This window comes from Mannheimia kashgarensis (genome assembly GCF_041807705.1).
Lineage (GTDB): Bacteria > Pseudomonadota > Gammaproteobacteria > Enterobacterales > Pasteurellaceae > Mannheimia.
The window spans coordinates 1-22223 of record NZ_JBGTYY010000005.1 but is presented as its reverse complement, the minus strand read 5'-3'; the positions used below and the strand labels follow the sequence as shown (position 1 = coordinate 22223).

The window sequence follows — 22223 nt, the reverse complement described above, 5'->3', positions numbered from 1 at the left end:
GCCTCTCTTTGCTAAAGAGGGGAGATCTCCTTATTTATACAACGCCCCAAAGTTCGCACAAGCACGGTAGTCTTGACCTTCTTTATCTTGACCGAAGCCATTCCACGCACTTGGACGGAACACATCTTTGTCTTCTACATTGTGCATACAAACAGGAATACGCAACATAGAAGCAAGGGTAATCAAGTCAGCACCAACGTGTCCGTAAGTTGCGACACAGTGATTTGCACCCCAGTTCGCCATTACGCTGTACACATCGGTGAATGCACCTTTACCTGTTAAGCGTGGCACGAACCAAGTGGTTGGCCAAGTTTCGTTGGTGCGTTTGTTGAGTGTGTCGTGAACGTGTTCAGGTAAGTCGATAGACCAACCTTCGGCAATTTGTAATACCGGCCCGATACCTTTGATTAAATTGATACGGTGCATCGTAAACGGCATACCGCCTTTGGTTAAGAATTGAGATGATAAACCGCCGCCACGGAAGTATTCGTGAACCGCCGGGCACCAACGGGTATTTTCTAAACAGCGTTTGCCATCTTCTTCGGTCACTTCCCAAGCTGGTTTGATGGTTGGTTTACCGTCTTTGTCGGTGTGCTGACCAGTACCATCTAATGCTGCCGAACCAGAGTTAATTAAGTGGATAAAGCCACTTTCTGGTCGCCAACCTGTTACTCGCTCAACAGAGTCTTCGCTCCAGTAAGTACGCACATCAGCAAAGATTTGTGCTTGACCCGTTAATAAGTTACCGAACAACATATTCACGCCATTTAAGCTATCGTTCTCTGTGGCTAAAATATAAGGGGCACGCACACCGTTCCAGTCATAGGTTGAGTTCAGCATTGCTTCCATAAAGTCGCCGTTTGGTAAATGGTCTGTCCATTGGCGTTGCCCTTGGAAACCGGCTGCGATGGCATTATGACCTAACGCTTCTTCGCCGTAGCCTAATTCGGCTAAGCGAGGGTTGCCCACCATTAAATCACGGGCGATAATCGTCATTTTTACTACATCTTCCCAAAGCGTTGCACGCTCTTCTTCGGAGCGTTGGTTTTCAGGGGCATTCACATCTACGCCCTCTTTACAGTAGGTTTTCACCCACTCCATCGCTAATTTAAACTCTTCTTCATCGTAAATTTTGCGATCTAAACGGCGTTTAATTTCGGTCATATCAACGTATTCGTTACGCATACCTAAATATTCTTGGAAGAACTGTTGATTTACGATAGAACCTGCAATCCCCATTGAAACAGAACCAATAGATAAATACGATTTACCACGCAAGGTTGCCACTGCTAAGCCTGCACGGGCAAAACGCAATAATTTTTCACGAACATCAGCCGGAATGGATTGGTCGCCCGCTTCTTGTACTTCTGTGCCATAAATGGAGAATGCCGGTAAACCTAATTGGCTATGACCTGCTAAAGCAGCAGCTAAATAAACTGCACCCGGGCGTTCTGTTCCGTTAAAGCCCCAAATGGCTTTCGGCATATGTGGGTCCATATCAATGGTTTCAGAACCGTAGCACCAGCAAGGGGTTACGGTAATCACCGCTCCGACATTTTCACGTTTGAATTTTTCTGCACAAGCCGCAGCTTCGGCAACACCACCGATGGTGGAATCAGCAATCACACATTCAACGAAATCGCCATTTGGGTGGCGGACTTCAGATTGAATTAATTGTGCAACGGCTTTTGCCATATTCATTGTTTGATCTTCAAGTGATTCACGCACTCCTAAACGGCGACCGTCAATGGTTGGGCGGATACCAATTTTTACAGGGGTAGATTTCAACGTTGTCATAAATAGTTCTCCCGATTGGTTAAAAAAATTTGCGATTGAATTTATTATGCATACGCAATATGAGTTATGAAGAAAAATGCGAATTTAGTTTAAATTTTGTGAGTGCGATCACAAAAAATGGGGGATTTTGGTAAAAATGAGTGAAAAAAGAATGCCCGATTTTGTTTTATTTCTGAAAAAATCGGGCAAACTCGGGCAGAAATCACTAAATAATGATTTCAATTTGATGTGCTAAGCAATAATTTTTGAGAAAGTCCGGTGGGGGTTGGTTGATAAATAATTTATCAATGCAAGATAAATCTTCGATACGAAACAAGTCTTTACGCTCAAATTTACTGTGATCGGCTAATAAAAAAACCTGTTTACTGTTCGCAATTAATTTACGTTTAAGGGAAATATTAATTTCATTTGATTCCCAAATCGCCCCATCGGCAATGCCTGTACAAGAAAGAATGGCAAGATCAATTTTTAAACGGGTCAGTAACTGCTCGGATAATGGACCATAGAAGGCATCGTATTTTTCGGAATAAATACCACCGGTGGCAATCGTTTTAATGTGCGGTTTGTGTGAAAGGCTGTAGATAATCCGCATTGAACTGCTGACAACGGTGCAAGGAATATTTGGAATACGCTGTGCCACATTCCAAGAGGTTGAGCTGGCATCTAAAGCAATCACCGATTCTGGTTGTAAATATTCCAACACATTTTCTGCAATACTGCGTTTCGCCTCACTGTTCAGCCGTTGTCGGGTGGTAAATGAGCGACCAATATCTCGCTTTTTATGGCTCACCGCTCCACCGTGAGTGCGATGTAATAATCCATCTTTATCTAGCTTATTTAAATCTCGGCGGATAGTTTCAATCGAAACCCCACAATGTTCCGCCAATTCTTGAACGTTAGCTTCATCAAACTGTTCTATATATTCCATTATCTGTTTGTGTCGCAGCTGCATAATCTATCCTTTTTGTAAATTTTTCTCCAAATTTAACCGCTTGTAGCGTTACTGTCGAGCAAGCAAATTTGATTTTTAGAAGGCGATCACATTTTGTGTTACAAGCGGTGAAATTTAGGGAACTTTTTGCAAAAGTTGTAATATATTTTTTGAAATTTAGTTTCAAACCAATTGACAACCATTTTTATCTCTGTAAAATTTGCTTTGTTTGATGTTGAGAATTGTTTTTAATATCAAAATTTTGGTAATCCTCTTAAATAATTTACCTAAGGAAATAAACAGATGAAAAACTTCAAATTACTTCCGGTTTCTGCTGCGGTATTAAGCGTGCTTGCAGCGAACGCATTTGCTGAAACAGTAGCAACGGATGTAGCGGTTTTAGATACGGTTACAGTAACTGACAACCAAGGTTTAAAAGTACAAACCAATGTAGTTACAACTCAGAAAAAAGAAGAAAGTACTCAAACAGACTTACGTGGTTTATTAAAAGATGAGCCGGCAATTAGCTTAGGTGGTGGTAACGGTACATCACAATATCTCTATATTCGTGGTATGGGTCAAAACTCAATTGATGTAAAAGTAGATAACACTTACTCAGATAGCCAAATTTTGTATCACCAAGGTCGCCATATGTTAGATCCTGCACTTGTAGGTACGGTTACAGTACAAAAAGGTGCAGGCAGTGCTTCAGCCGGTATTGGTCAAACTAATGGTGCAGTAATTGCTAAAACCGTTGATGCATTAGATTTATTAAAAAACAGCGATAAAAACTTCGGTGCAAAATTAGGTACTGGCTTCAGCACAAACCACGCTCACAATTTCAATGCAACCTTATATGGTAAAGGCGAAATCTTTGATGCTTTAGTCTCAGGTAATCTTGTGAGAGATCGCGACTATAAAGGCGGTAAAGATTATGTGAACCACTTTGGTACAAACCGTGTACCATACAGTGCGTTAGATAAAAGTAGCTTCTTAGCGAAATTAGGTGCAACTCTTGGTGATCATCGCTTTGTATTAAGTCATTCTAATGAGCGAAATGAAGGGGAGCGTTTGGTTCGTGAAGAGTTTGATGCAGCACCTGTAGGTACTAAAGGTAGCCGTGTAACTTTAGATCGTCAAGCACCGGCAAATCGTAGAATGACAGTACAAAGAACTAACTTAGAGTGGACTGGTAAAAACTTAGGTTTTGCTCAAGAAGCAACAGCTAACGTGTATCAGTTAGTACAAGGTCGTTGGTCTGAGAATGAAACACGTAATGGTTATGCTGGTGGTGTAGATTATGCAACCAAAACTAAAATAGTAACCCACGGTGCAAACGTAAACTTTGATTCTGCCCTTCACGAAAATGTATTATTAAAATACGGTGTGAACTATCGCCACCAAGAGACTAAACCATATGCTAAATTTAGTCATCAATTAGTGAACCAAGAGAAAACCGACACCGGTGTATATCTTGAAGCGATTACTGCTCCGGTTGATAAAGTGACTTTAACCACCGGTGTACGTTACGACCACTTCAAATTCAAAGCAATGGACGGTAAAAAACGTAGTGAGGGTGCATTTAACCCAAGTGTAGGCATTATTTATGAGCCAATTCAGCATTTAAGTTTTAGTGCAAGCCATAACTACGCAACTCGTAGCCCTCGTATGCACGATGCGTTACTATCTCACGGACGTCGTGGTGTTGTATCAATTGCTAACAATACTAAAGCAGAACAAGCTCGTAGTACGGAGATTGGTTTTAACTATAATGACGGCACCTTCAGCTTTGACGGTAGCTATTTCTGGCAAAACATCAAAGATGCTTTAGGTACATCAACCGGTCGTAACAACCATCTATGTCCTGAACTGACACCTAATAATAAAGAGTGCTACTCAGAAATTATCAATGCAGGTACTATTAAAAACCGTGGTTACGAGTTAAACGCAGGCTACCACAACAACGGTTTTACTGCTCGTGTTGGTGTTGCACATAGCAAGCCTCGTTTCCAAGGTGATAGATTAAGTACTAACCCTGAGTATGCATCTGCAATCGGTCGTACTTGGACAGCATCTTTAAGCTATCGCTTTGACCAACCAAACTTAGAAGTTGGAGTACATCACCGCATTATTGAAAAAGTTAAAGCTGAAGATAACTACTTTGTTATGAATAATAATGGTATTCCTCAATTTGGACGTGGTGGTCCAACAGGTAAAGACGGTTATAACGTAACTGATATTACCTTAAACTGGAAACCGTTGAATGATGATAGCGTGAATGTAAACTTTGCTGTAGATAACGTAGCAAATAAAAAATACAACGCACACGGTCAGCGTGGTCAATTATCAGCTCGTGGACGTGAATTCCGTGCAGGTGTGAACTACACATTCTAATCTGACTTAAATTCAGACTAAAACGCCCGATGTTACAATCGGGCTTTTTTTTATGGAGCTTACAAGCGGTGATATTTTATTAATTTTTTGCAAATAAAAAACCGACTATTTTAGTCGTTTGTTATTTAAATGCGTGGATAAAGTCTGCTACTATGAATAATGGTAATAATCCACACTTCATTTTCTAATTCGGTATAAACAATACGATAACGCCTAGTGAATGCTTCTCTTGTGCCATCTTCTCTTAAACGTCCAGCCGCAGAGGGCATATAAGCGATAGTCTCAAATTTTTGGTAAATATCGTCTTGTAAGCGAATTCCACTACTTTCAAAACCAGTATATTCAATTACGCTCGCTAAAATTTCTTCAATATCATTTTGAGCTCTACTGCTAATTCGTAATGTTTTAGCCATAAATGATATTCTCTTGTTCAAAGTTTGCGAGTTCTCTTGCTTTACGTTCAATCAGTTGTTTGGTTCGTGCTTTTGATTCATCGAGTGAAAGACCATTACCTGATTGCATATCTTCTAAGCCAAGGCGAATTTTTTCTGCTAGGAATTCATCATAGCCTTTCTCTTTAAACATAATCTGCTCCTATTAAGATATAATTAAAAGCATTGTCTGCTTTTAATTTTGAGTTGTCAAATTAACTTATTTTTAAATTATCTTTTAAAACAGATTGATAGAGGGGACCTTCTTTGAAAGGTATTCATTAGTATTGAACAAATTTATTTGATACTAATGAATAAATGTATCTAACAGCAAACGTCTGACAAATATAGCAATCGTTTGCGCAATCGTTTATAATCGGTTTAGTTTTTCATCTTAAATAGGAAAATCCAAAGAATGACAATCCAAACCTTCCGTGGCTCGCCTGCCTTATCTGCTTTTCGCATTCAACAACTTCTGCAAAAATTCCAACAAAATCAATTACCTGTAAAATCAGTTTATGCGGAGTTTTTGCATTTTGTGGCATTAAATCGACCGCTTGTAGCCGATGAAGAAAACAAAATCAAAGAGTTATTGCACTACGGTCCAACGCTGGAAGAAGACGAGCCGACAGGGTTTTGCCTGATTGTTACCCCTCGTATCGGCACGATTTCCTCGTGGTCGTCTAAGGCAACCGACATCGCCCATAACTGCGGTTTGGCAGCAGTAGAGCGAATTGAGCGTGGCACGGCATATTATTTAGAATTTTCTGAAACGCCGAACGAAAGTCAACTTACGACGTTGAAAGGCTTATTACACGACCGTATGATGGAAACGGTGCTGGATAACGAAAGCCAAGCCGAACAGCTTTTCGCTCAGCAAGAGCCGAAGCCGTTTACTTCGGTGGATATTTTAGGCGGTGGTCGTGAGGCTCTTGAAGAGGCGAACGTGAATTTAGGTTTGGCATTGGCGGAAGATGAAATTGATTATTTGGTAGAAAATTTCACCGCACTTGGACGCAACCCGAACGATATTGAACTCTATATGTTCGCCCAAGCCAACTCCGAGCACTGTCGCCACAAAATTTTTAACGCAGACTGGACGATTGACGGCGTGAAACAGGAAAAATCCCTGTTCAAAATGATCAAAAACACCTTCGAGAAAACTCCAGACTATGTGCTTTCCGCTTATAAAGACAATGCCGCCGTGATGGAAGGTTCAACGGTCGGCCGTTTCTTTCCAGATCAAGACGGGCAATATCGTTACCATCAAGAAGATGCGCATATTTTAATGAAAGTGGAAACCCATAATCATCCGACTGCTATCTCGCCATTCCCTGGTGCAGCGACAGGTTCGGGCGGTGAAATTCGTGATGAAGGGGCAACTGGGCGTGGAGCGAAGCCGAAAGCAGGTTTGACAGGCTTCTCGGTCTCAAATTTGGTTATTCCAAACTTTGAACAGCCGTGGGAAAACCCGCTCTCTAAACCGAGCCGTATTGCTTCTGCGTTAGATATTATGATCGAAGGCCCACTTGGCGGTGCTGCATTTAATAATGAGTTCGGTCGCCCAGCATTGCTTGGCTACTTCCGCACTTACGAAGAAAAAGTAAATAGTTTTGCAGGTGAGGAAGTGCGGGGTTACCATAAACCAATTATGCTTGCTGGCGGTATTGGCAACATTCGTGCTGAACACGTGCAAAAAGGCGAAATCCCAGTGGGAGCAAAATTAATTGTGCTTGGCGGCCCTGCGATGAATATTGGCTTGGGTGGCGGTGCGGCTTCGTCTATGGCTTCGGGCAAATCGAAAGAGAATTTGGATTTTGCCTCGGTTCAGCGTGAAAACCCAGAAATGGAACGTCGCTGCCAAGAAGTGATCGACCGTTGCTGGCAGATGGGGGCGGAGAACCCAATTTTATTTATTCACGACGTGGGGGCTGGCGGTTTATCAAATGCGATGCCTGAATTGGTTCACGACGGCGAACGTGGCGGTAAGTTTGATTTGCGTAACATCTTGTGCGATGAAAAAGGAATGTCGCCACTTGAAATTTGGTGTAACGAATCGCAAGAGCGTTATGTGCTTGCCGTTTCCCCTGAAAAACTCGACATTTTCACAGCATTGTGCGAAAGGGAAAGAGCCCCATTTGCGGTGATTGGCGAGGCAACGAAAGAGAAGCATTTAACCCTTGCTGACACACATTTCAACAATAAGCCGATCGATTTGCCGATGAATGTACTGCTTGGTAAAACCCCGAAAATGCAACGAGATGCTTCGTCAAAAACCGTAAACAATCCACCGCTTGTCACCGCTGATATTGAGCTCAAAGAGGCATTTCATCGTGTATTACGTTTGCCTGCGGTGGCTGAAAAAACCTTCCTGATTACCATCGGCGATCGCTCAGTAACGGGAATGGTGGCACAAGATCAGATGGTCGGCCCGTGGCAAATTCCTGTGGCAGATTGTGCCGTAACCACCGCAAGCCTTGATAGCTATCACGGCGAAGCGATGTCAATGGGCGAACGTGCACCGGTTGCACTACTAGACTTCGGAGCATCGGCTCGCTTAGCGGTGGCGGAAAGCATTACCAACATTGCGGCGACTAACATTGGCGACATCAAACGCATTAAACTTTCCGCAAACTGGATGTCGGCAGCGGGACACGAGGGCGAAGATGCCGGTTTATACGAAGCGGTGAAAGCGGTGGGCGAAGAGCTTTGCCCGGCACTTGGCATCACCATTCCAGTGGGTAAAGACTCAATGTCGATGAAAACTACTTGGGAAGAAAATGGCGAGAAGAAAACGGTTACCGCCCCACTTTCCCTTGTGATTTCAGCATTTGCTCGTGTGGAAGATGTGCGTAAAACGGTTACTCCACAACTTCGTACTGATAAAGGGGCAAGCCGCTTATTGTTAATTGACTTAGGCGAAGGCAACAACCGCTTAGGGGCAACAGCATTAGCACAGGTTTATAAACAGCTCGGCGACAAACCGGCGGACGTAGTGAATGTAGAACGCTTAAAAGGTTTCTTTAACGCAATGCAAACCTTAGTGGCAGACGACAAACTGCTGGCTTACCACGACCGTTCAGACGGCGGTTTAATCACCACCCTTGCGGAAATGGCGTTTGCGGGTAACTGTGGTGTAGATGTAGATATTTCAGCCCTTGGCGACAACGATTTAGCGGTACTATTTAATGAAGAATTGGGTGCGGTAATCCAAGTTGCTGACAGCGAACTAAATGCGGTACGTGAGGTGTTAAAAGCTCACAACTTGATTCACGTAACCAAAGAATTAGGTGCGGTAAATGCGGATAACCGCTTTGAAATCAGCCGTGGCTCTCGCAAACTGTTAAGCGAAAAACGCTCTGAATTACGTGGTATTTGGGCGGAATTAACCCACCAAATGCAACGTTTACGTGATAACCCTGAGTGTGCAGACCAAGAGTTCGCAGCGAAAAAAGATGAGAATAACAAAGGCTTATCTGCATTCTTAACCTATGATGTGAACGAAGACATCGCTGCACCGTTTATCAACAAAGGGGCAAAACCAAGCATTGCGATCCTGCGTGAGCAAGGCGTAAACAGCCACTACGAAATGGCGGCTGCGTTCGACCGTGCTGGCTTTAAAGCGATTGACGTGCATATGTCCGACTTAATCTCCGGCAGACGCAACTTAAACGACTTCAACGCAATGGTGGCGTGCGGTGGTTTTTCTTACGGCGACGTACTGGGTGCGGGCGGCGGCTGGGCGAAATCAATCCTGTTCAACCCAATGTTGCGTGATCAATTCAGCCAATTCTTCGTTAACCCGAACACGCTTGTCTTAGGAGTGTGTAACGGTTGCCAAATGGTCTCCAACTTGGCGGAAATCATTCCGGGTACGGAAAACTGGCCACGCTTTGTTCGCAATAAATCCGAACGCTTCGAGGCTCGTGTAGCGATGGTCAAAATCAACGAAACCAATTCAGTTTGGTTCGTAGGTATGGCAGGCAGCCATATGCCGATTACGGTTTCACACGGTGAAGGGCGAGTAGAATTTAAAAATAGTGATCAACTTCACAATCTGCAAAAACAGAATTTGATTGCCGCTCAATATGTGGACTACAATCTGAATCCAACCGAGCAATACCCAGCCAACCCGAACGGCTCGGCATTAGGCATCACTGCCTTAACCAATGTTGATGGACGAGTAGCCATTATGATGCCACACCCTGAACGAGTGTTCCGAGCAGTCAGCAATTCTTGGTGTCCGGAAGATTGGACGGAAGACGGGGCTTGGGTAAGGTTGTTTAGGAATGTGAGGGTTGGGTTAGAATAATGAATGAAAGCACCCGCCTTTGGTGGGTGTTTGTTTATTACTTGGATAAAAGGTAAAAAGATATGGTTACTCTACTAGATGAATCAATGTTAGCATTAACAAAGAGCGCTTATTTCTATAAATCTAAAGATCAAAATATAGATCATTTAGAAATTCTTAATTGTGCAAGTAATAATGGCCAAGAAGGAAAAGACTTCTTAGTTAATAAGGTAAGGGAAAATATTGAAATTGATGGAAAATCATATTTCTATTCCTTACGTGTATTTCTATCAGAAAAACCTGCGTATTTTATTGACACTCAAGAAAGTGACGTAAAATTTAGTGATATTATACATGCCTATATAATCCTAATTGAAATAGATAATTTCTTGGTTATTTTAAGTAAGAGTTGTTCTAACATTTCTAAAATAATAGATAAAAAGTTCGAATTATTAAGTGGATTAAGTAACACATCCCTTTTCTCTGAAAATGCAGAGTGTCAGAAATTATCTTTAAGAAATATGACAGTATCTGATAAAGCCATAAGATCCAGATCATATGAAGCTGTCAATCTTAATGGTGTTTTATCTCTTTATGGCGCAGGGAGATCGATACCATCTCATATAAAGGTCAGAGATGATTCAAATATTATATCTCTATCCAATTCTGGTAGAGTTAATGAGCTTTCACAACGAGTTAAATTTCAAGATATAATTAGTTGGGCTAAAAATAAACTTGAAATACTTCAAAGGGGTAAAAATAATGAGTTCCTAGAGCATTTTGCTAAAAGGCTTGATTTGAGCGAAGTAATTGACTCTGGAGTAAAACCTAGTTCAATTTTGATTGATGCTGGTCAGTTATTTGATGATTTCGAAAATAATAGTATCTATTTTTATAGATTAGATTCTAAAAAAGTTTATATTACAGATAGATTAAAACGAAAATTATCTTTAAGATTAGAAAAAGTCTATGAGTTATCTGAATTGAACAAGAACTCTTTCTTGATTGAAGGGGTAGGTAAAAAAGATATATTAAAAGTCAATAAAAAAACGTTATCTATTAAAATAAATATACTTTCACGGTTAAAAATAGAACATGAAAGCAAAGAAACTAGCATTCAATCTTATATCAAGAAAAATAAGCTATATTGTGTGACATTTACCGATCCCAAATATATGTATTTTATGGATTCTTGCTTCCAAGATCGTTCAGGCATCTCTGAAAGAGATAATATATTAGAAATACTTAAACCTAAGGATAACTTCTTAGTAGAAGATGAAAAAGAACCTAAAGATGATCCTCTAACAGAAAGTTCTACTGAATTCTCTATTAAGTCTGTTTTTGGTTTTGTAGAAAATTTACATAAAGAAGATGATTACATTTTTTGTGATGATTTAGGCACTGAATGGGCTGATCATATAACTATTAACATCTCTGATAAATCAATAAACTTCATACATTCAAAATATACTGATAACATAACAACATCCGCGAGTAATTTACATGAAGTTGTCGGACAAGCCATTAAGAACATAGGGAATATGTATTTCACAAAATCTTTGTTCCTAGATAAAAAATTAAATTCAAAGTTTAATGAAAAATATAAAATACCCAAAGGCCCTTTAACTAATATATCTAGAGTAAGAAAAGGTGATTTGCAAGATTTTGAATCAAAACTAGATTCTCTATTAAAAAATCACTCTTTATCTAGAAAATGCATATTATGTTGCCCATTTTTATCAAAAAGTCAAATAGAGACTGAGTTTAATAAAATAAAAACAGATGAAAAAGTAAGAGGCCATATAATACAACTTTTATGGATTATATCTTCATTTTCTCACGCAGCAAAAGAAATGAATATTATTCCTATAATTTACTGTAATCCATAATTTTCTTATCCTGATGGCACTCGTCTCTGACCGAGTGCTTTTTTCTATTAATAAAATAGCTTTTCTATCAAACCACATTGCTTCTTAGAAAAAATACTACCCTTTATAACAGTAAAAATAGCAATAGTTGTTATTTTATAAGCACTGCAATAGTGAGTTAGATTTACTTTTCACTTTTATGTACCAGATCAAATTATACTGATTTATCGGTATGATCTCTTTAGTTTTTTTAATTAAGGAGTCTTATATGAAATTCAAAAAATTAGTATTAGCAGCAATGTTAGGTGGCTTATTTGGAACAGCCAATGCGGCAGAATTACCTAATATCACTATTTTAGCGACAGGCGGAACTATTGCCGGTAGTCAGCAGAATGCGAATAGCAGTGCATATCAAGCGGGGCAATTTGAATATTGAAACCTTAATTGAAGCAGTGCCAGAAATGAAAACATTGGCGAATATCAAAGGTGAGCAGATTGTGAAAATTGGCCCACTAAGGCCTTGTTAGATGTAGGCTATCAAGGTATTGTCGTAGCAGGTGTTGGTAACGGCAATATGAATGCGGAAAATCTTGCATTATTTAGAGGAAGCCAACAATATTTTTAAGATTTTTAATAAACGTTAAAGCATATAAAAAATGGCATAAGTGAGTCACTTATGCCATTATTTTTTGTATGTAGTTTGACTGCTGCAAGCGGTGTGATTTTGCTATTTTTTTGCAAATTTAGCCTGTATTTTATGAGCAACAATAAACAGCACTAAGACTCCGATGATAATTGGATCGAATGTTACGCTCTTTACCGACCAATAATAATGTACCATCGCCAATACTAATGCAGGATAAGCCCACTGGTGAATCGTCCCCCAGCGTGTTCCTAATTTTCGTTTTAGCATAGGCAGCGAAGTTATTGCCATTATGCTTAGAATGAAAAAAGCAGCTGCTCCTAAAATCAAATATGGGCGACCGGCAAGCTCGCTAAAAAATAATTTTACATCAAGGCTTAATTCTAACAATAGATAGCTTGAAATATGTAGAGCTGCCCATACAAACGTCCATAAGCCCAATGGACGGCGTAAAATTTGATACTGATTTTTCTTTAGGTATTGTAGAGCAATACCAAGTAGAAACATTATACAAAAAATGACGATCGCACCATAACCGAGAAAATGCTCCAGCTCTTTAATCGGATCGGCACCTAATACTGTTTCATTACCCGTATATAATAGCTGAGCTACCCAAACTAGCGGTAATAGACAGCCGAGATGAATAAGTATGCGTAATCCGGTTAGCATTAGTAGTTCACCTTTAAATCTAAGCCACGGTATAAATTTGCCACTTCATTTTCGTAGCCATTAAACATTAGTGTTGGTTGGCGTTTGACGGATAATAACCCGCCTGCACCAATTACTCGTTCAGATGCTTGCGACCAACGTGGATGATCAACATTTGGATTCACATTAGCATAAAAGCCATATTCATTTGGAGCAAGACTTTCCCAAGTAGTGAGTGGGCGTTTTTCAGCAAAGGTGATTTTCACAATCGATTTAATACTTTTAAAGCCATATTTCCAAGGCACGACTAAGCGAATAGGAGCACCGTTTTGCGGTGGCAGGGTTTTACCGTATAAACCGACGGATAGTAGTGTTAATGAATTTAAGGCTTCATCTAAGCGTAAAGCTTCTACATAAGGATAATCAATCCCACCGCCTAGCAAGCGATTTTTTTGCCCCGGCATTTGTGCAGGATCATATAAAGTGTGAAAGACCACATATTTGGCTTTACTGGTTGGTTTTGCCATCTCAATTAAGCGAGCTAACTCAAAGCCGATCCACGGCACAACCATTGACCACGCTTCAACACAGCGAAAACGGTAAATGCGTTCTTCTAGTGGAAACGTATTAAGCAATTGTTGATGATTTAAGCTAAACGGATTTTCAACTTCTCCGCCAATTTCCAATGTCCAAGGATCGGTTTTGAAGTTTGCCGCATTTTTTGCTGGTGCACTTTTATCCACGCCAAACTCATAGAAATTGTTATAGCCTATTACTTTGTTTTCCGGAGTGAGTTCAAGCCCTTTATTTGGATCCGGTTTAAACTGTAGTGATTGCAAGTGTCTTTGTGTTTCTGCCATACTTACTTTAGGCAATGCAGAAGCTGCAATACCTAAACCTAACGCGGTAATAATTTTACGGCGTTGGTAGAAAATAGTTTCGGGTGTAACATCTTGAATTGTTAATTTTTTCATCGAACTATCCTTTTTTTATGAATTGTTGTTATTATTTTGGACTCAGCTGATCTAGAATTATTACAAAAATAAGTGTAATTTTTTATTGGGTATTCCCTAAAGGAGATATATGAAGAGTCTATCTTCTACACAGATAGAAGAGATTAGAAAGCAAATGGTTAAATTTGCCACCCTACAACTAGCCGATAAAGATTTAGCTGAGGATGTTGTACAGGATGCCTTAACCAATGCCTATAAGCATTCAGCCTCTTTTCGGCGAGAAGCTGCACTTAAAACTTGGATTTTTGCTATTTTAAAGAACAAAATTTTAGATTTACTCAGAACACGAAAACGACATATTCCGGTCAGTTCTCTATGTGAGGAAGAAGAATCACCAAGTGCCTTTTTCGATCGCCACGATCATTGGTTGGAACATCAAGATGTAACTGAATGGAGGGGGATAGCTCAATCAACTTACCAAAAAGAATTTTGGGCAATTTTTGATATTTGTTTAAATAAATTACCCGCCCAGCAAGCACGAGTATTTATGATGCGTGAACATTTGGAGATGAGTAGTGCGGAAATTTGCCAAGAATGTGAAATTTCTCTCTCTAACTTAAATGTATTACTTTATCGTGCTCGTTTAAGTTTACAAGAGTGTTTATCTCGCAATTGGTTTAGAGAGGAATAAAAATGAAATGCAGGCAAGCAACAGAACTTATTTCACAGTCTTGTGATGAGAAACTTCGTTTGCAACAACATATGCGTTTGCAGTTGCATCTTTTGGTATGCCCTAAATGCCGAAATTTTAATAAAAATACCAAGAAATTAGGCAAGATATTAAGAGCTTACTGTAACGATAAAGATGCTCCATTCTGATTTATTATACATTTTAAAAGGAGAAAAATATGCGTTATTGGTTAATAAGTTTAAGCATACTATTAAGTGGCTGTGTCGTGCCGGTTACTCCTACGGGGCAAGCCGGTATCCCTATGCCGATTATAATTGGTGTCTCAGATCCACTTGATTCCAAAGAGGTTCACATTTGTACTCTAAAGCCATTTACTCAGGAATATCGTAGTGAACATAGTAGCCGAGGCAGAGCCAAATTAAATGTACAAAAGCAATGCCGTGCAAACCACAGTGAAATGTTTTGTGAAGAAAAAGATATTGTTTGCAAAACCTATGATTAGTTAAACAAGCGGTCGTATTTTATCTGTTTTTTGCAAAATTTTCCTAAAATTTGACCGCTTGTTTATTTAAGCAGATAACATCAAAATTTTATGAGGATTGTCTATGCAACCCATCAATATTGCCATCGCAGGTGCCGGCTTTTCCAGCCGAGTTTTTCATATCCCGTTTTTGAAACAAGATGCTCGTTTTAATATTGTAAAGGTATATGAACGTACCTCTAACAATGCGGCAGAATGGTTGCCGAATGCAGAAACAGTGCGGGATTTCAACGCTCTTTTAACGCCAGAAGTGGATTTAGTGCTGATTACCACACCGAATCAAACCCATTATGTAATGGTAAAAGAGTCATTGCTTGCAGGCAAACACGTTTTAGTTGAAAAACCGTTAGTGGCAACAGTGGCTGAGGCGGAAGAGTTGGCGGAACTTGCAAAGCGGCAAGGAAAGGTGCTTTATGTGTACCAAAACCGCCGTTGGGACAGCCATATTGCGACGGCAAAATCGCTAATGGAGCAAAATTTACTGGGAGAGTTGGTAGATTGCGAAATTCGTTTTGACCGTTATGCGAAAGAGAAAAATGTTAAAGTATGGAAAGAATCAGGCGAGCTTGGTACAGGTTTAGTGTATGATTTAGGCGTACATTTAATTGACCAAGCTTTGTATCTTTTCGGGAAGCCGGAGGCGGTGTATGCTGATGTGCGTTATCAGCACGAAGGGGCATTGGTTGATGATAACTTTGATATTCAGCTCTATTATGCTAACGGTTTTAAAGTGGTGCTGAAAGCCAGCCGATATGCTCGTGAACCAAGCCCGACATTTGTATTACACGGAAAATTAGGCTCTTATCTGAAACAAACTCCCGATAATCAAGAAGATTTGCTGAAAAATGGCGTACAACCTATTGGCAAAGATTGGAATATCGAAGAAAAGGAGAACTGGGGAATTTTACACACTGAAGTGGAAGGTAATGTGGTTCGCCAGCCCTATCGAAATACCGAAGTCAGTTATCAAAACTTGTTTGATGATTTGTACCAAGCCCTCGCTCACAATGCTGAGCCAATGATCAAACTCGAAGACGTCATTTTTGTGCTAAAAGTGATCGAAAGCGTATTTGAAAGTGCAAAATTAGGGCAAAAAATCTATTTGTAAAATTTTGAGGATTTTTGACCGCTTGTTATTCTCTCTGATGGCGCAAGCGTCCACGCTCGTGCCTATTGATTATTTTAGCTTTGTTTCTAGTACAAGCGTGGACGCTTGCACTATCTAAAAAAATCATCTCCCCCCATTGCTTTTCCTATCCCGATTGGCTAATATGCAACCTCAATCCGTAGTTAGAATACTTAATATGTTAAGTTTTAACTGTTTTTTCACTCTAATAAGGATCATTTCAATGAATAAACTTATTGCCTCTTTGGTGGCTTCAAGCTGTGCGACGGCTTTTGCTGCTCCTGTTCAACAGAACAATTTCCACACCACTACCCACACTTACGAATTTACGCAATCTTATGATTTAGTTGTGCCAAAAGGCTCGTCCGGAACCACTAATTTGTGGATTCCTCTGCCGTCTGATACCGATTATCAAACGGTGAAATCAATTGAGTTTGAGGGCAGTTATAAAAATGCGTACATTACCGAAAATAATGCCTATGGGGCTAAAACCTTGTTTGCCACTTGGGACGAAGATGCTCCAAAACGGGATATGAAAGTGAAGTTAGTGATTGAAACACGAGACCGTGAGCCGATGGCACAAGGAGCGTTAAACAATTACCAAATGCCGGAGAAAATCACTTATTCTGTTGATGTACAGGAATATTTAAAAGCCACGCCACACATCAAAACAGACGGCATTGTGAAAGAATATGCCGATAAAATCGTGGGCAATGAAACAAATCCACTCAAAAAAGCAGAGCTGATTCACAAATGGATTGTGGACAATATGGAGCGTGATAATTCGGTATTAGGCTGCGGTGATGGCGATGTGGAGAAAATTCTCACCACCAAAGTGCTAAAAGGAAAATGTACCGACATCAACTCGGTGTTTGTGGCACTTGCCAGAGCCTCTGATATTCCCGCTCGTGAAGTATTTGGTATTCGTTTAGGGCAAGCTCACAAAATGGGGCAATATTCCAAAACGGCGTTTGGCAGTTCGAAAGAAGGGATTGCGAATGAGAACACCGGGCAACATTGCCGTGCGGAGTTCTATTTAGCTGGCTTCGGTTGGGTGCCGGTGGATTCTGCCGATGTGGCGAAAATGCGTTTAGCCGAGAAAAAAGACGTGGCTGATGCTGATGTTCAAACGGTCTCGAAATACTTATTCGGCAACTGGGAAATGAACTGGGTAGGCTTCAATCACGGACGTGATTTCGATTTATATCCACAACCCGAACTTACACCACTGAATAACTTTGGCTACCCTTATGCTGAGGTAGGTGGTGACCCATTAAACTCGTTTGAGGCGAAAGAATTTGGCTATGAATTCATCTCTAAAGAGTTATAACCATAAATTTATCACAATGTGCGTGACCGCCGTAGTGTCGGCGGTGACCTCCACATTCTGTTGTATTGGGCCACTGGTTTATTTAGTGTTTGGCATATCTTCCCCTTGGCTGATGGAATTAAACCAGCTTGAATTTTTGCAAATTCCAATGCTCATTCTTTCACTTTGTGCATTTGGCTACGGTTTTTGGCTGCTCAATTTTTCCAATAAGATTATTTGTACCAAATACTTCTCTCGCAAGACCCTAGTGATTTTGTATTGGGTGGTGTTTGTGTTGGTGATCTTCTTTTTAACTTACCCTTATCTATTGCCGTGCATTTTGGAAATGTGGGGCGGAGAATAAAATGAAAAAATATATCGCAACGATGCTGTTGGCTTTTGGTTTGATTCATTCAAGCTACGCACAAGAAAAAACAGCTCAAATTGAAACGAAACAAGCAGAGAAAACCGTCGTCCTCCACATTCCGGAAATGTATTGCCAGCTCTGCGTTTATTTAGTAAACAAAGAACTGCGAGCAGTAGAAGGCGTGATTTCCACCAAAGCCTCAATGAAAGAGCGGAAAGCGACTGTGGTGGCAAAAGAAAGTGTGGATAACCAAGCGCTGATACAAGCGGTCGGAAACCTTAAATATACTGCAAAAGTGATGTGAGAAAGAAGTCGGGGAAGCCCGACTTTTTGTTTTTCAAAATTGGCTTAAATTTCGATAAATTGGTAGAATTGACCTCATTGCAAAAAATCAGCGGATTTTGACCGCTTGTGAGGAAGAAATGAATCATTTAGACAGTGCAAAAGAAACTCTCAGCCTTTACGCTCAACAGATCATTACGCTAAATCATAGACTTTCCCAAGAGTTTAATGAGGTTGTTGAGATGATGTTGGCTTGCCAAGGGCGAGTAGTAGTTGGTGGTATTGGTAAGTCTGGTTTGGTGGGGAAAAAAATAGTGGCGACCTTTGCTTCCACAGGCACGCCGAGCTTTTTTTTGCACCCGACAGAAGCTTTTCACGGTGATTTGGGAATGTTGAAACCGATTGATGTGGTGATTTTGATTTCCAACAGTGGTGAAACCGATGATGTAAACAAACTGATTCCGAGCCTGAAAAATTTTGGCAATAAAATTATTGCGATGACGGGTAATCCTTACTCCACACTTGGGCGAAATGCTGATGTGATTTTAAACATTGGCATAGAGCGTGAGGCTTGTTTGAATAACCTTGCCCCCACCAGCTCCACCCTTGTTACAATGGCATTGGGCGATGCGTTAGCCATTGCATTAATGAAAGCCCGCAATTTCCGCCCAGAAGATTTTGCCCGCTACCACCCGGGTGGCAGTCTTGGTAGAAGATTGTTAAATAGAGTGCGTGATGTAATGGTACGAAAAGTGCCAACCGTTGATTTAAAAAGCTCCTTTACAGAATGCCTTTCTGTAATGAACGAAGGACGAATGGGTGTAGCGGTAATTATGCAAGGCGAAAAGTTAGAGGGGATTATTACCGATGGTGATATCCGCCGTACGCTGGCAAAATTTGGGGCAGAGAGCCTAAATAAAACCGCTGAAGAAATTATGACCCGCAACCCGAAAACCATTAACGATACGGAATTTTTAGCAAAAGCCGAAGATTTAATGAAAGAACTGAAAATTCACTCGCTTATTGCCGTTGATGATGAAGGCAAAGTTACTGGATTGATAGAGTTCTCTAGCTAAGTTTGTGGATACACTGAGTGCGTCTGTGGGGGACGCGTATCGAGCCCCTACGTTTTTGATTTATTTCCCACCTTTCGCCAATGCTAAGCGAATTAAACTATCCAACGCCCAGCCGATTAAGCCGATGATGACGATCACCGCCATTAGCTCAGAATAGGCTAATCTATCTCTGGTATCTAAAATGAAATAGCCTAAGCCTTCGTTTACCCCTAACATTTCACAAGGTACAAGCACCACCGACGCAATACCAACAGTCACTCTTAAGCCTGTGAGAACGTGTCCTGTAATGGCTGGTACTACGATTTTACACAACAATTCTTTGCGAGAAGCAGACATCACTTTGCCGAGTTGTAGCCATTGTGGGTCAATATTTTTTACTCCTGAAGCGGTAGAAATAAGCAATGACCACACGGTTGTAAAAGCGAGTAGAAAGTAGATTAGTAAATCGCCTACGCCTAATAACATCACGATAATGGGCATCCACGAAAGTGGGGAAATCATTCTCAGCAGTTGGAATGATGGCGTGCAAAGCATTTCTAAATGGCGTGAGAAACCGAGTAATAACCCAACAGGCACGCCAATTAGCAATGCAGCTGCCAAGCCAACTACAATACGTTTTAAACTAGCCAATAAATGCGGAAAAATTTCGCCCGAAGAAATCAACCAAACAAAACTGTCCCAGGTTTTTGCCGGAGCTAACATTGATGCCATTGGCAATCTTTGCTTAATAAGGTTGTGCCTAATTGCCAACCTAAAAGCAGCAGTAATAAACCTGCTAAGCCGTAAATATATTTCTGTTTTATACGCTAATTTCTTCGGTTCTTGTCCAACCTGCTTGTAGGTTGAATGTTTCAATCCAACCGCCCTCTTCAATGGCTTTTCGCATAAACTTCGGCTCGTTAATCGCTTTTGCCGCCTCAACTGGGTCAAGCGGTTTTAAGAAAGCGTTATTGCCTGCAATGTGCGTTTCTTTTAGCATTTTAACCAGCTCTTCCATATAGGAGTCGAACGGATAAGGCTGGAAGCCAATACGGTCTTGGTGCCATTGTGGATTGATAATCGCCCCTGTTTCCACATATCTATCCATCTGTGCTTGGCTTGGAGCTAAAACGTTTTCCAACACTTTTTGCTCGTGTGGCGTGTAGCCACTGCCACGAGCTAACAATTTCGCAACTTCAGCACGATTTTCCAGCGTGTAAATTTGAGCTTCGGTTCAAGCATTCACCACTTTTTGCACCCATTCTGGGCGATTTTGAATGTCGTATTCGTGCATTAAGGTTAAGCAGCAGGCGTGATCTTTTCACACATCGCCACTAAAACGCAGCACTTTGCCTACGCCTTTAGCTTCCGCTAATGCATTGAACGGCTCTGCTACGATAAAGCCTAAAATCGCTTCACTCGCAAGGGCTGCCACCATTCTGAAGGAGCCATTACACTTAAACGCACTTCACCACTTTTCGGCTCTTTTTCGGTTACTTTTAAGCCATTTTCACGCAATAAACGTTGTAATACGATGTTATAAATGGAATACCAAAACGGAATTGCTATCGTTTTACCCGATAACTCCGCAATGCTATTAATTTCAGGGCGAACTGTGAGGGCTGAACCTGCCAAGTGATTCCACATCACTGCTTTTACAGGAGCATTGGCACCATATTTCGCCCATAATCTCATTGGCGAAAGCAGATGAACCACATTCACATTATCGCTTAAAAAGGCTTCAACTAATTGTGCCCAACTGCGGAACATCACGGGCTTTTCCACATTCACGCCGTACTTTTCAAATAAGCCTTTAGCATGAGCGACAAGTAAAGGCGTTGCATCGGTAATCGGTAAATAGCCAATCACAAGCGGTCGATTTTCCGCATTTTTTGCACCTGTTCACAGGCTTGTAACAAAGGGAAACTCCCAGCCACAGAAAATAGGCTGAGTAATTTCATAAAATCTCTGCGTTGCTGATCCATAACGCCTCCTAAATCACAAAATCGACCGTTTGCTCTTGCAAATTACGCTGTTGAGCTTGTCTGAGGGATTGTAAAATATCCACTCGAATATAGTTTAAACTGAGTAGATCGGTGCGAGGAAATGGATCGGATAAATGCCATTTTCCAACAATATGAGCAGGCGTGCCGCCAAGTAATAACACATCATCAGAAACTAATAAGGCTTCATCAATATCGTGCGTAACCATAATTGCCGCCGCATTGTGATGGCGAACAATATCGTGCAACAAGGTTTGTATTTGGCTACGAATCACTTCATCAAGGGCAGAAAACGGCTCATCAAGCAAAATCACTTTCGGCTGACGAGCTAAGGCACGAGCTAAATTCACACGCTGAGCCATACCGCCAGAAAGCTCGTGCGGCATTTAAAATCCAACCCAAATGCCACATTATTGCGTACTGAAAGCCACGGCAATAAAGTGGCAGATTGGAACACAAAACCCACATCAGGGTGTGGCTGGCTGATTTGCTCGCCAAACAATGCCACCTTACCGCTTAGCGGTTTATCCAACCCGGCAATCACCCGCAGCAACGAGGACTTCCCCACCCCACTTGGTCCGAGAATCGAGGTTAGCGTGCCACTTTCTACGTTAAAAGCGACATCGTGCAAAATCGTCTTGGTATGCTTATTTTTTCGGTAGCCAAGAGAAAGATTGGTAATACTTAGGCTCATAAATCCCCTTTTATATTTCAGTTTTAATGCGGCGAAAATAGAGGATTTTGTTTATAAAAGAAAAGAATTAGTAATGGGGCTGTAGTAGATTAGCCCTAAATCTCACACCATTTTCGCAACGTTTTGAGCTGTTCTTTTGGTGTACCAAAGTTAAACCGAAATTCACATTCCTTCAAGAATAAAGGGAAATTTTTTCGGT

General features: G+C 40.9%; 22 protein-coding genes and 2 pseudogenes. 12 read left to right on the top strand and 12 right to left on the bottom strand.

Annotation, left to right across the window (positions count from 1 at the left end):
• Positions 1-30: 30 nt before the first annotated feature.
• Together fucI and ACERCF_RS03860 are read right to left on the bottom strand one after the other, a co-directional pair.
• Positions 31-1797 (bottom strand): L-fucose isomerase, encoded by a 1767-nt coding sequence (gene fucI / locus ACERCF_RS03865; RefSeq protein WP_373624678.1) that lies wholly within the window; start codon positions 1795-1797, stop codon positions 31-33.
• Between the two features lie 205 nt (positions 1798-2002).
• The gene (locus tag ACERCF_RS03860) at positions 2003-2749 is read right to left on the bottom strand and encodes a DeoR/GlpR family DNA-binding transcription regulator (protein WP_025234989.1); all 747 of its coding nucleotides are present in this window, start codon (positions 2747-2749) and stop codon (positions 2003-2005) included.
• Positions 2750-3031: 282 nt separating this feature from the next.
• Here ACERCF_RS03860 and ACERCF_RS03855 point away from each other — a divergent pair, with 282 nt between their 5' ends.
• Positions 3032-5122: a TonB-dependent receptor domain-containing protein gene (locus ACERCF_RS03855; protein ID WP_373624677.1), complete on the top strand. Its 2091-nt coding sequence runs from the start codon at positions 3032-3034 to the stop codon at positions 5120-5122.
• 125 nt (positions 5123-5247) lie between these two features.
• Here ACERCF_RS03855 and ACERCF_RS03850 read toward each other — a convergent pair whose 3' ends face one another.
• Together ACERCF_RS03850 and ACERCF_RS03845 are read right to left on the bottom strand one after the other, a co-directional pair.
• The gene (locus ACERCF_RS03850; RefSeq protein ID WP_373624676.1) at positions 5248-5535 is read right to left on the bottom strand and encodes a type II toxin-antitoxin system RelE/ParE family toxin; all 288 of its coding nucleotides are present in this window, start codon (positions 5533-5535) and stop codon (positions 5248-5250) included.
• A complete protein-coding gene (locus tag ACERCF_RS03845) occupies positions 5528-5707 on the bottom strand; it encodes a hypothetical protein (RefSeq protein ID WP_006249766.1) in 180 nt (59 codons plus the stop codon). Before ACERCF_RS03845 ends, ACERCF_RS03850 begins: the two co-directional genes overlap by 8 nt.
• A gap of 261 nt (positions 5708-5968) precedes the next feature.
• Between ACERCF_RS03845 and purL the strand changes: the two genes are divergently transcribed.
• The 3 genes and pseudogenes from purL to ACERCF_RS03830 all read left to right on the top strand — a co-directional run.
• Entirely contained in the window at positions 5969-9865 is a 3897-nt protein-coding gene (gene purL / locus ACERCF_RS03840) for a phosphoribosylformylglycinamidine synthase (protein WP_373624675.1), read from the top strand.
• Between the two features lie 62 nt (positions 9866-9927).
• A complete protein-coding gene (locus ACERCF_RS03835; protein WP_373624674.1) occupies positions 9928-11733 on the top strand; it encodes a hypothetical protein in 1806 nt (601 codons plus the stop codon).
• Positions 11734-11980: 247 nt separating this feature from the next.
• Positions 11981-12221 (top strand): annotated as a pseudogene (locus ACERCF_RS03830) (asparaginase domain-containing protein); the annotation flags it as partial.
• 218 nt (positions 12222-12439) lie between these two features.
• On the opposite strand, the gene ACERCF_RS03825 reads toward ACERCF_RS03830, so the two are convergent.
• Positions 12440-13024: a protein-methionine-sulfoxide reductase heme-binding subunit MsrQ gene (locus ACERCF_RS03825; RefSeq protein ID WP_373624673.1), complete on the bottom strand. Its 585-nt coding sequence runs from the start codon at positions 13022-13024 to the stop codon at positions 12440-12442.
• On the bottom strand, positions 13024-13977 hold the full coding sequence (gene msrP / locus ACERCF_RS03820) for a protein-methionine-sulfoxide reductase catalytic subunit MsrP (protein WP_006249758.1): 954 nt from the start codon (positions 13975-13977) through the stop codon (positions 13024-13026). Before msrP ends, ACERCF_RS03825 begins: the two co-directional genes overlap by 1 nt.
• Before the next feature lie 109 nt (positions 13978-14086).
• Between msrP and ACERCF_RS03815 the strand changes: the two genes are divergently transcribed.
• The 8 genes from ACERCF_RS03815 (at position 14087) to ACERCF_RS03780 (ending at position 19348) form a co-directional block, all read left to right on the top strand.
• Positions 14087-14647, top strand: coding sequence for a sigma-70 family RNA polymerase sigma factor (locus tag ACERCF_RS03815; RefSeq protein ID WP_373624672.1), 561 nt, complete (start codon positions 14087-14089; stop codon positions 14645-14647).
• A 2-nt stretch (positions 14648-14649) separates the two neighbouring features.
• Positions 14650-14835, top strand: a complete 186-nt coding sequence (locus ACERCF_RS03810) for a zf-HC2 domain-containing protein (RefSeq protein ID WP_006249756.1) — start codon at positions 14650-14652, stop codon at positions 14833-14835.
• Between the two features lie 29 nt (positions 14836-14864).
• Positions 14865-15149, top strand: a complete 285-nt coding sequence (locus ACERCF_RS03805; RefSeq protein ID WP_006249755.1) for a hypothetical protein — start codon at positions 14865-14867, stop codon at positions 15147-15149.
• A gap of 103 nt (positions 15150-15252) precedes the next feature.
• Positions 15253-16296, top strand: coding sequence for a Gfo/Idh/MocA family oxidoreductase (locus ACERCF_RS03800; protein ID WP_373624671.1), 1044 nt, complete (start codon positions 15253-15255; stop codon positions 16294-16296).
• Between the two features lie 241 nt (positions 16297-16537).
• Positions 16538-17644 carry a transglutaminase-like domain-containing protein gene (locus tag ACERCF_RS03795; RefSeq protein WP_373610219.1) on the top strand — a complete coding sequence of 369 codons (1107 nt, stop codon included), beginning with the start codon at positions 16538-16540 and terminating at the stop codon, positions 17642-17644.
• Positions 17619-17987 (top strand): mercuric transporter MerT family protein, encoded by a 369-nt coding sequence (locus ACERCF_RS03790; protein ID WP_373624670.1) that lies wholly within the window; start codon positions 17619-17621, stop codon positions 17985-17987. Before ACERCF_RS03795 ends, ACERCF_RS03790 begins: the two co-directional genes overlap by 26 nt.
• Before the next feature lies 1 nt (position 17988).
• Positions 17989-18294 (top strand): heavy-metal-associated domain-containing protein, encoded by a 306-nt coding sequence (locus ACERCF_RS03785; RefSeq protein WP_373624669.1) that lies wholly within the window; start codon positions 17989-17991, stop codon positions 18292-18294.
• Between the two features lie 118 nt (positions 18295-18412).
• Entirely contained in the window at positions 18413-19348 is a 936-nt protein-coding gene (locus tag ACERCF_RS03780) for a KpsF/GutQ family sugar-phosphate isomerase (protein ID WP_373610216.1), read from the top strand.
• A gap of 60 nt (positions 19349-19408) precedes the next feature.
• Here the strand turns inward: ACERCF_RS03780 and ACERCF_RS03775 are convergent, their stop codons facing one another.
• The 6 genes and pseudogenes from ACERCF_RS03775 to ACERCF_RS03750 form a co-directional block, all read right to left on the bottom strand.
• Complete coding sequence (locus ACERCF_RS03775; RefSeq protein ID WP_373624668.1) at positions 19409-20059, bottom strand: ABC transporter permease; 651 nt, start codon at positions 20057-20059, stop codon at positions 19409-19411.
• An 88-nt stretch (positions 20060-20147) separates the two neighbouring features.
• Entirely contained in the window at positions 20148-20513 is a 366-nt protein-coding gene (locus ACERCF_RS03770) for a hypothetical protein (RefSeq protein WP_373624667.1), read from the bottom strand.
• A 218-nt stretch (positions 20514-20731) separates the two neighbouring features.
• Positions 20732-21196 carry an ABC transporter substrate-binding protein gene (locus ACERCF_RS03765; RefSeq protein WP_373624666.1) on the bottom strand — a complete coding sequence of 155 codons (465 nt, stop codon included), beginning with the start codon at positions 21194-21196 and terminating at the stop codon, positions 20732-20734.
• A gap of 124 nt (positions 21197-21320) precedes the next feature.
• Complete coding sequence (locus tag ACERCF_RS03760) at positions 21321-21716, bottom strand: ATP-binding cassette domain-containing protein (RefSeq protein ID WP_373624665.1); 396 nt, start codon at positions 21714-21716, stop codon at positions 21321-21323.
• Positions 21677-22024, bottom strand: a complete 348-nt coding sequence (locus ACERCF_RS03755) for an ATP-binding cassette domain-containing protein (protein ID WP_373624664.1) — start codon at positions 22022-22024, stop codon at positions 21677-21679. Before ACERCF_RS03755 ends, ACERCF_RS03760 begins: the two co-directional genes overlap by 40 nt.
• A 95-nt stretch (positions 22025-22119) precedes the next feature.
• Positions 22120-22223: pseudogene (locus ACERCF_RS03750) on the bottom strand (IS1595 family transposase); the annotation flags it as partial.

Coding starts and splice junctions, on each gene's coding strand:
- ACERCF_RS03800 (WP_373624671.1), top strand. CDS start 15,253: ATGCAACCCATCAATATTGCCATCGCAGGTGCCGGCTTTTCCAGCCGA.
- ACERCF_RS03790 (WP_373624670.1), top strand. CDS start 17,619: ATGAATTCATCTCTAAAGAGTTATAACCATAAATTTATCACAATGTGC.
- ACERCF_RS03850 (WP_373624676.1), bottom strand. CDS start 5,535: ATGGCTAAAACATTACGAATTAGCAGTAGAGCTCAAAATGATATTGAA.
- ACERCF_RS03845 (WP_006249766.1), bottom strand. CDS start 5,707: ATGTTTAAAGAGAAAGGCTATGATGAATTCCTAGCAGAAAAAATTCGC.
- msrP (WP_006249758.1), bottom strand. CDS start 13,977: ATGAAAAAATTAACAATTCAAGATGTTACACCCGAAACTATTTTCTAC.
- ACERCF_RS03855 (WP_373624677.1), top strand. CDS start 3,032: ATGAAAAACTTCAAATTACTTCCGGTTTCTGCTGCGGTATTAAGCGTG.
- purL (WP_373624675.1), top strand. CDS start 5,969: ATGACAATCCAAACCTTCCGTGGCTCGCCTGCCTTATCTGCTTTTCGC.
- ACERCF_RS03815 (WP_373624672.1), top strand. CDS start 14,087: ATGAAGAGTCTATCTTCTACACAGATAGAAGAGATTAGAAAGCAAATG.
- ACERCF_RS03810 (WP_006249756.1), top strand. CDS start 14,650: ATGAAATGCAGGCAAGCAACAGAACTTATTTCACAGTCTTGTGATGAG.
- ACERCF_RS03780 (WP_373610216.1), top strand. CDS start 18,413: ATGAATCATTTAGACAGTGCAAAAGAAACTCTCAGCCTTTACGCTCAA.
- ACERCF_RS03825 (WP_373624673.1), bottom strand. CDS start 13,024: ATGCTAACCGGATTACGCATACTTATTCATCTCGGCTGTCTATTACCG.
- ACERCF_RS03835 (WP_373624674.1), top strand. CDS start 9,928: ATGGTTACTCTACTAGATGAATCAATGTTAGCATTAACAAAGAGCGCT.
- ACERCF_RS03860 (WP_025234989.1), bottom strand. CDS start 2,749: ATGCAGCTGCGACACAAACAGATAATGGAATATATAGAACAGTTTGAT.
- fucI (WP_373624678.1), bottom strand. CDS start 1,797: ATGACAACGTTGAAATCTACCCCTGTAAAAATTGGTATCCGCCCAACC.
- ACERCF_RS03755 (WP_373624664.1), bottom strand. CDS start 22,024: ATGAGCCTAAGTATTACCAATCTTTCTCTTGGCTACCGAAAAAATAAG.
- ACERCF_RS03785 (WP_373624669.1), top strand. CDS start 17,989: ATGAAAAAATATATCGCAACGATGCTGTTGGCTTTTGGTTTGATTCAT.
- ACERCF_RS03805 (WP_006249755.1), top strand. CDS start 14,865: ATGCGTTATTGGTTAATAAGTTTAAGCATACTATTAAGTGGCTGTGTC.
- ACERCF_RS03760 (WP_373624665.1), bottom strand. CDS start 21,716: ATGCCGCACGAGCTTTCTGGCGGTATGGCTCAGCGTGTGAATTTAGCT.
- ACERCF_RS03775 (WP_373624668.1), bottom strand. CDS start 20,059: ATGGCATCAATGTTAGCTCCGGCAAAAACCTGGGACAGTTTTGTTTGG.
- ACERCF_RS03795 (WP_373610219.1), top strand. CDS start 16,538: ATGAATAAACTTATTGCCTCTTTGGTGGCTTCAAGCTGTGCGACGGCT.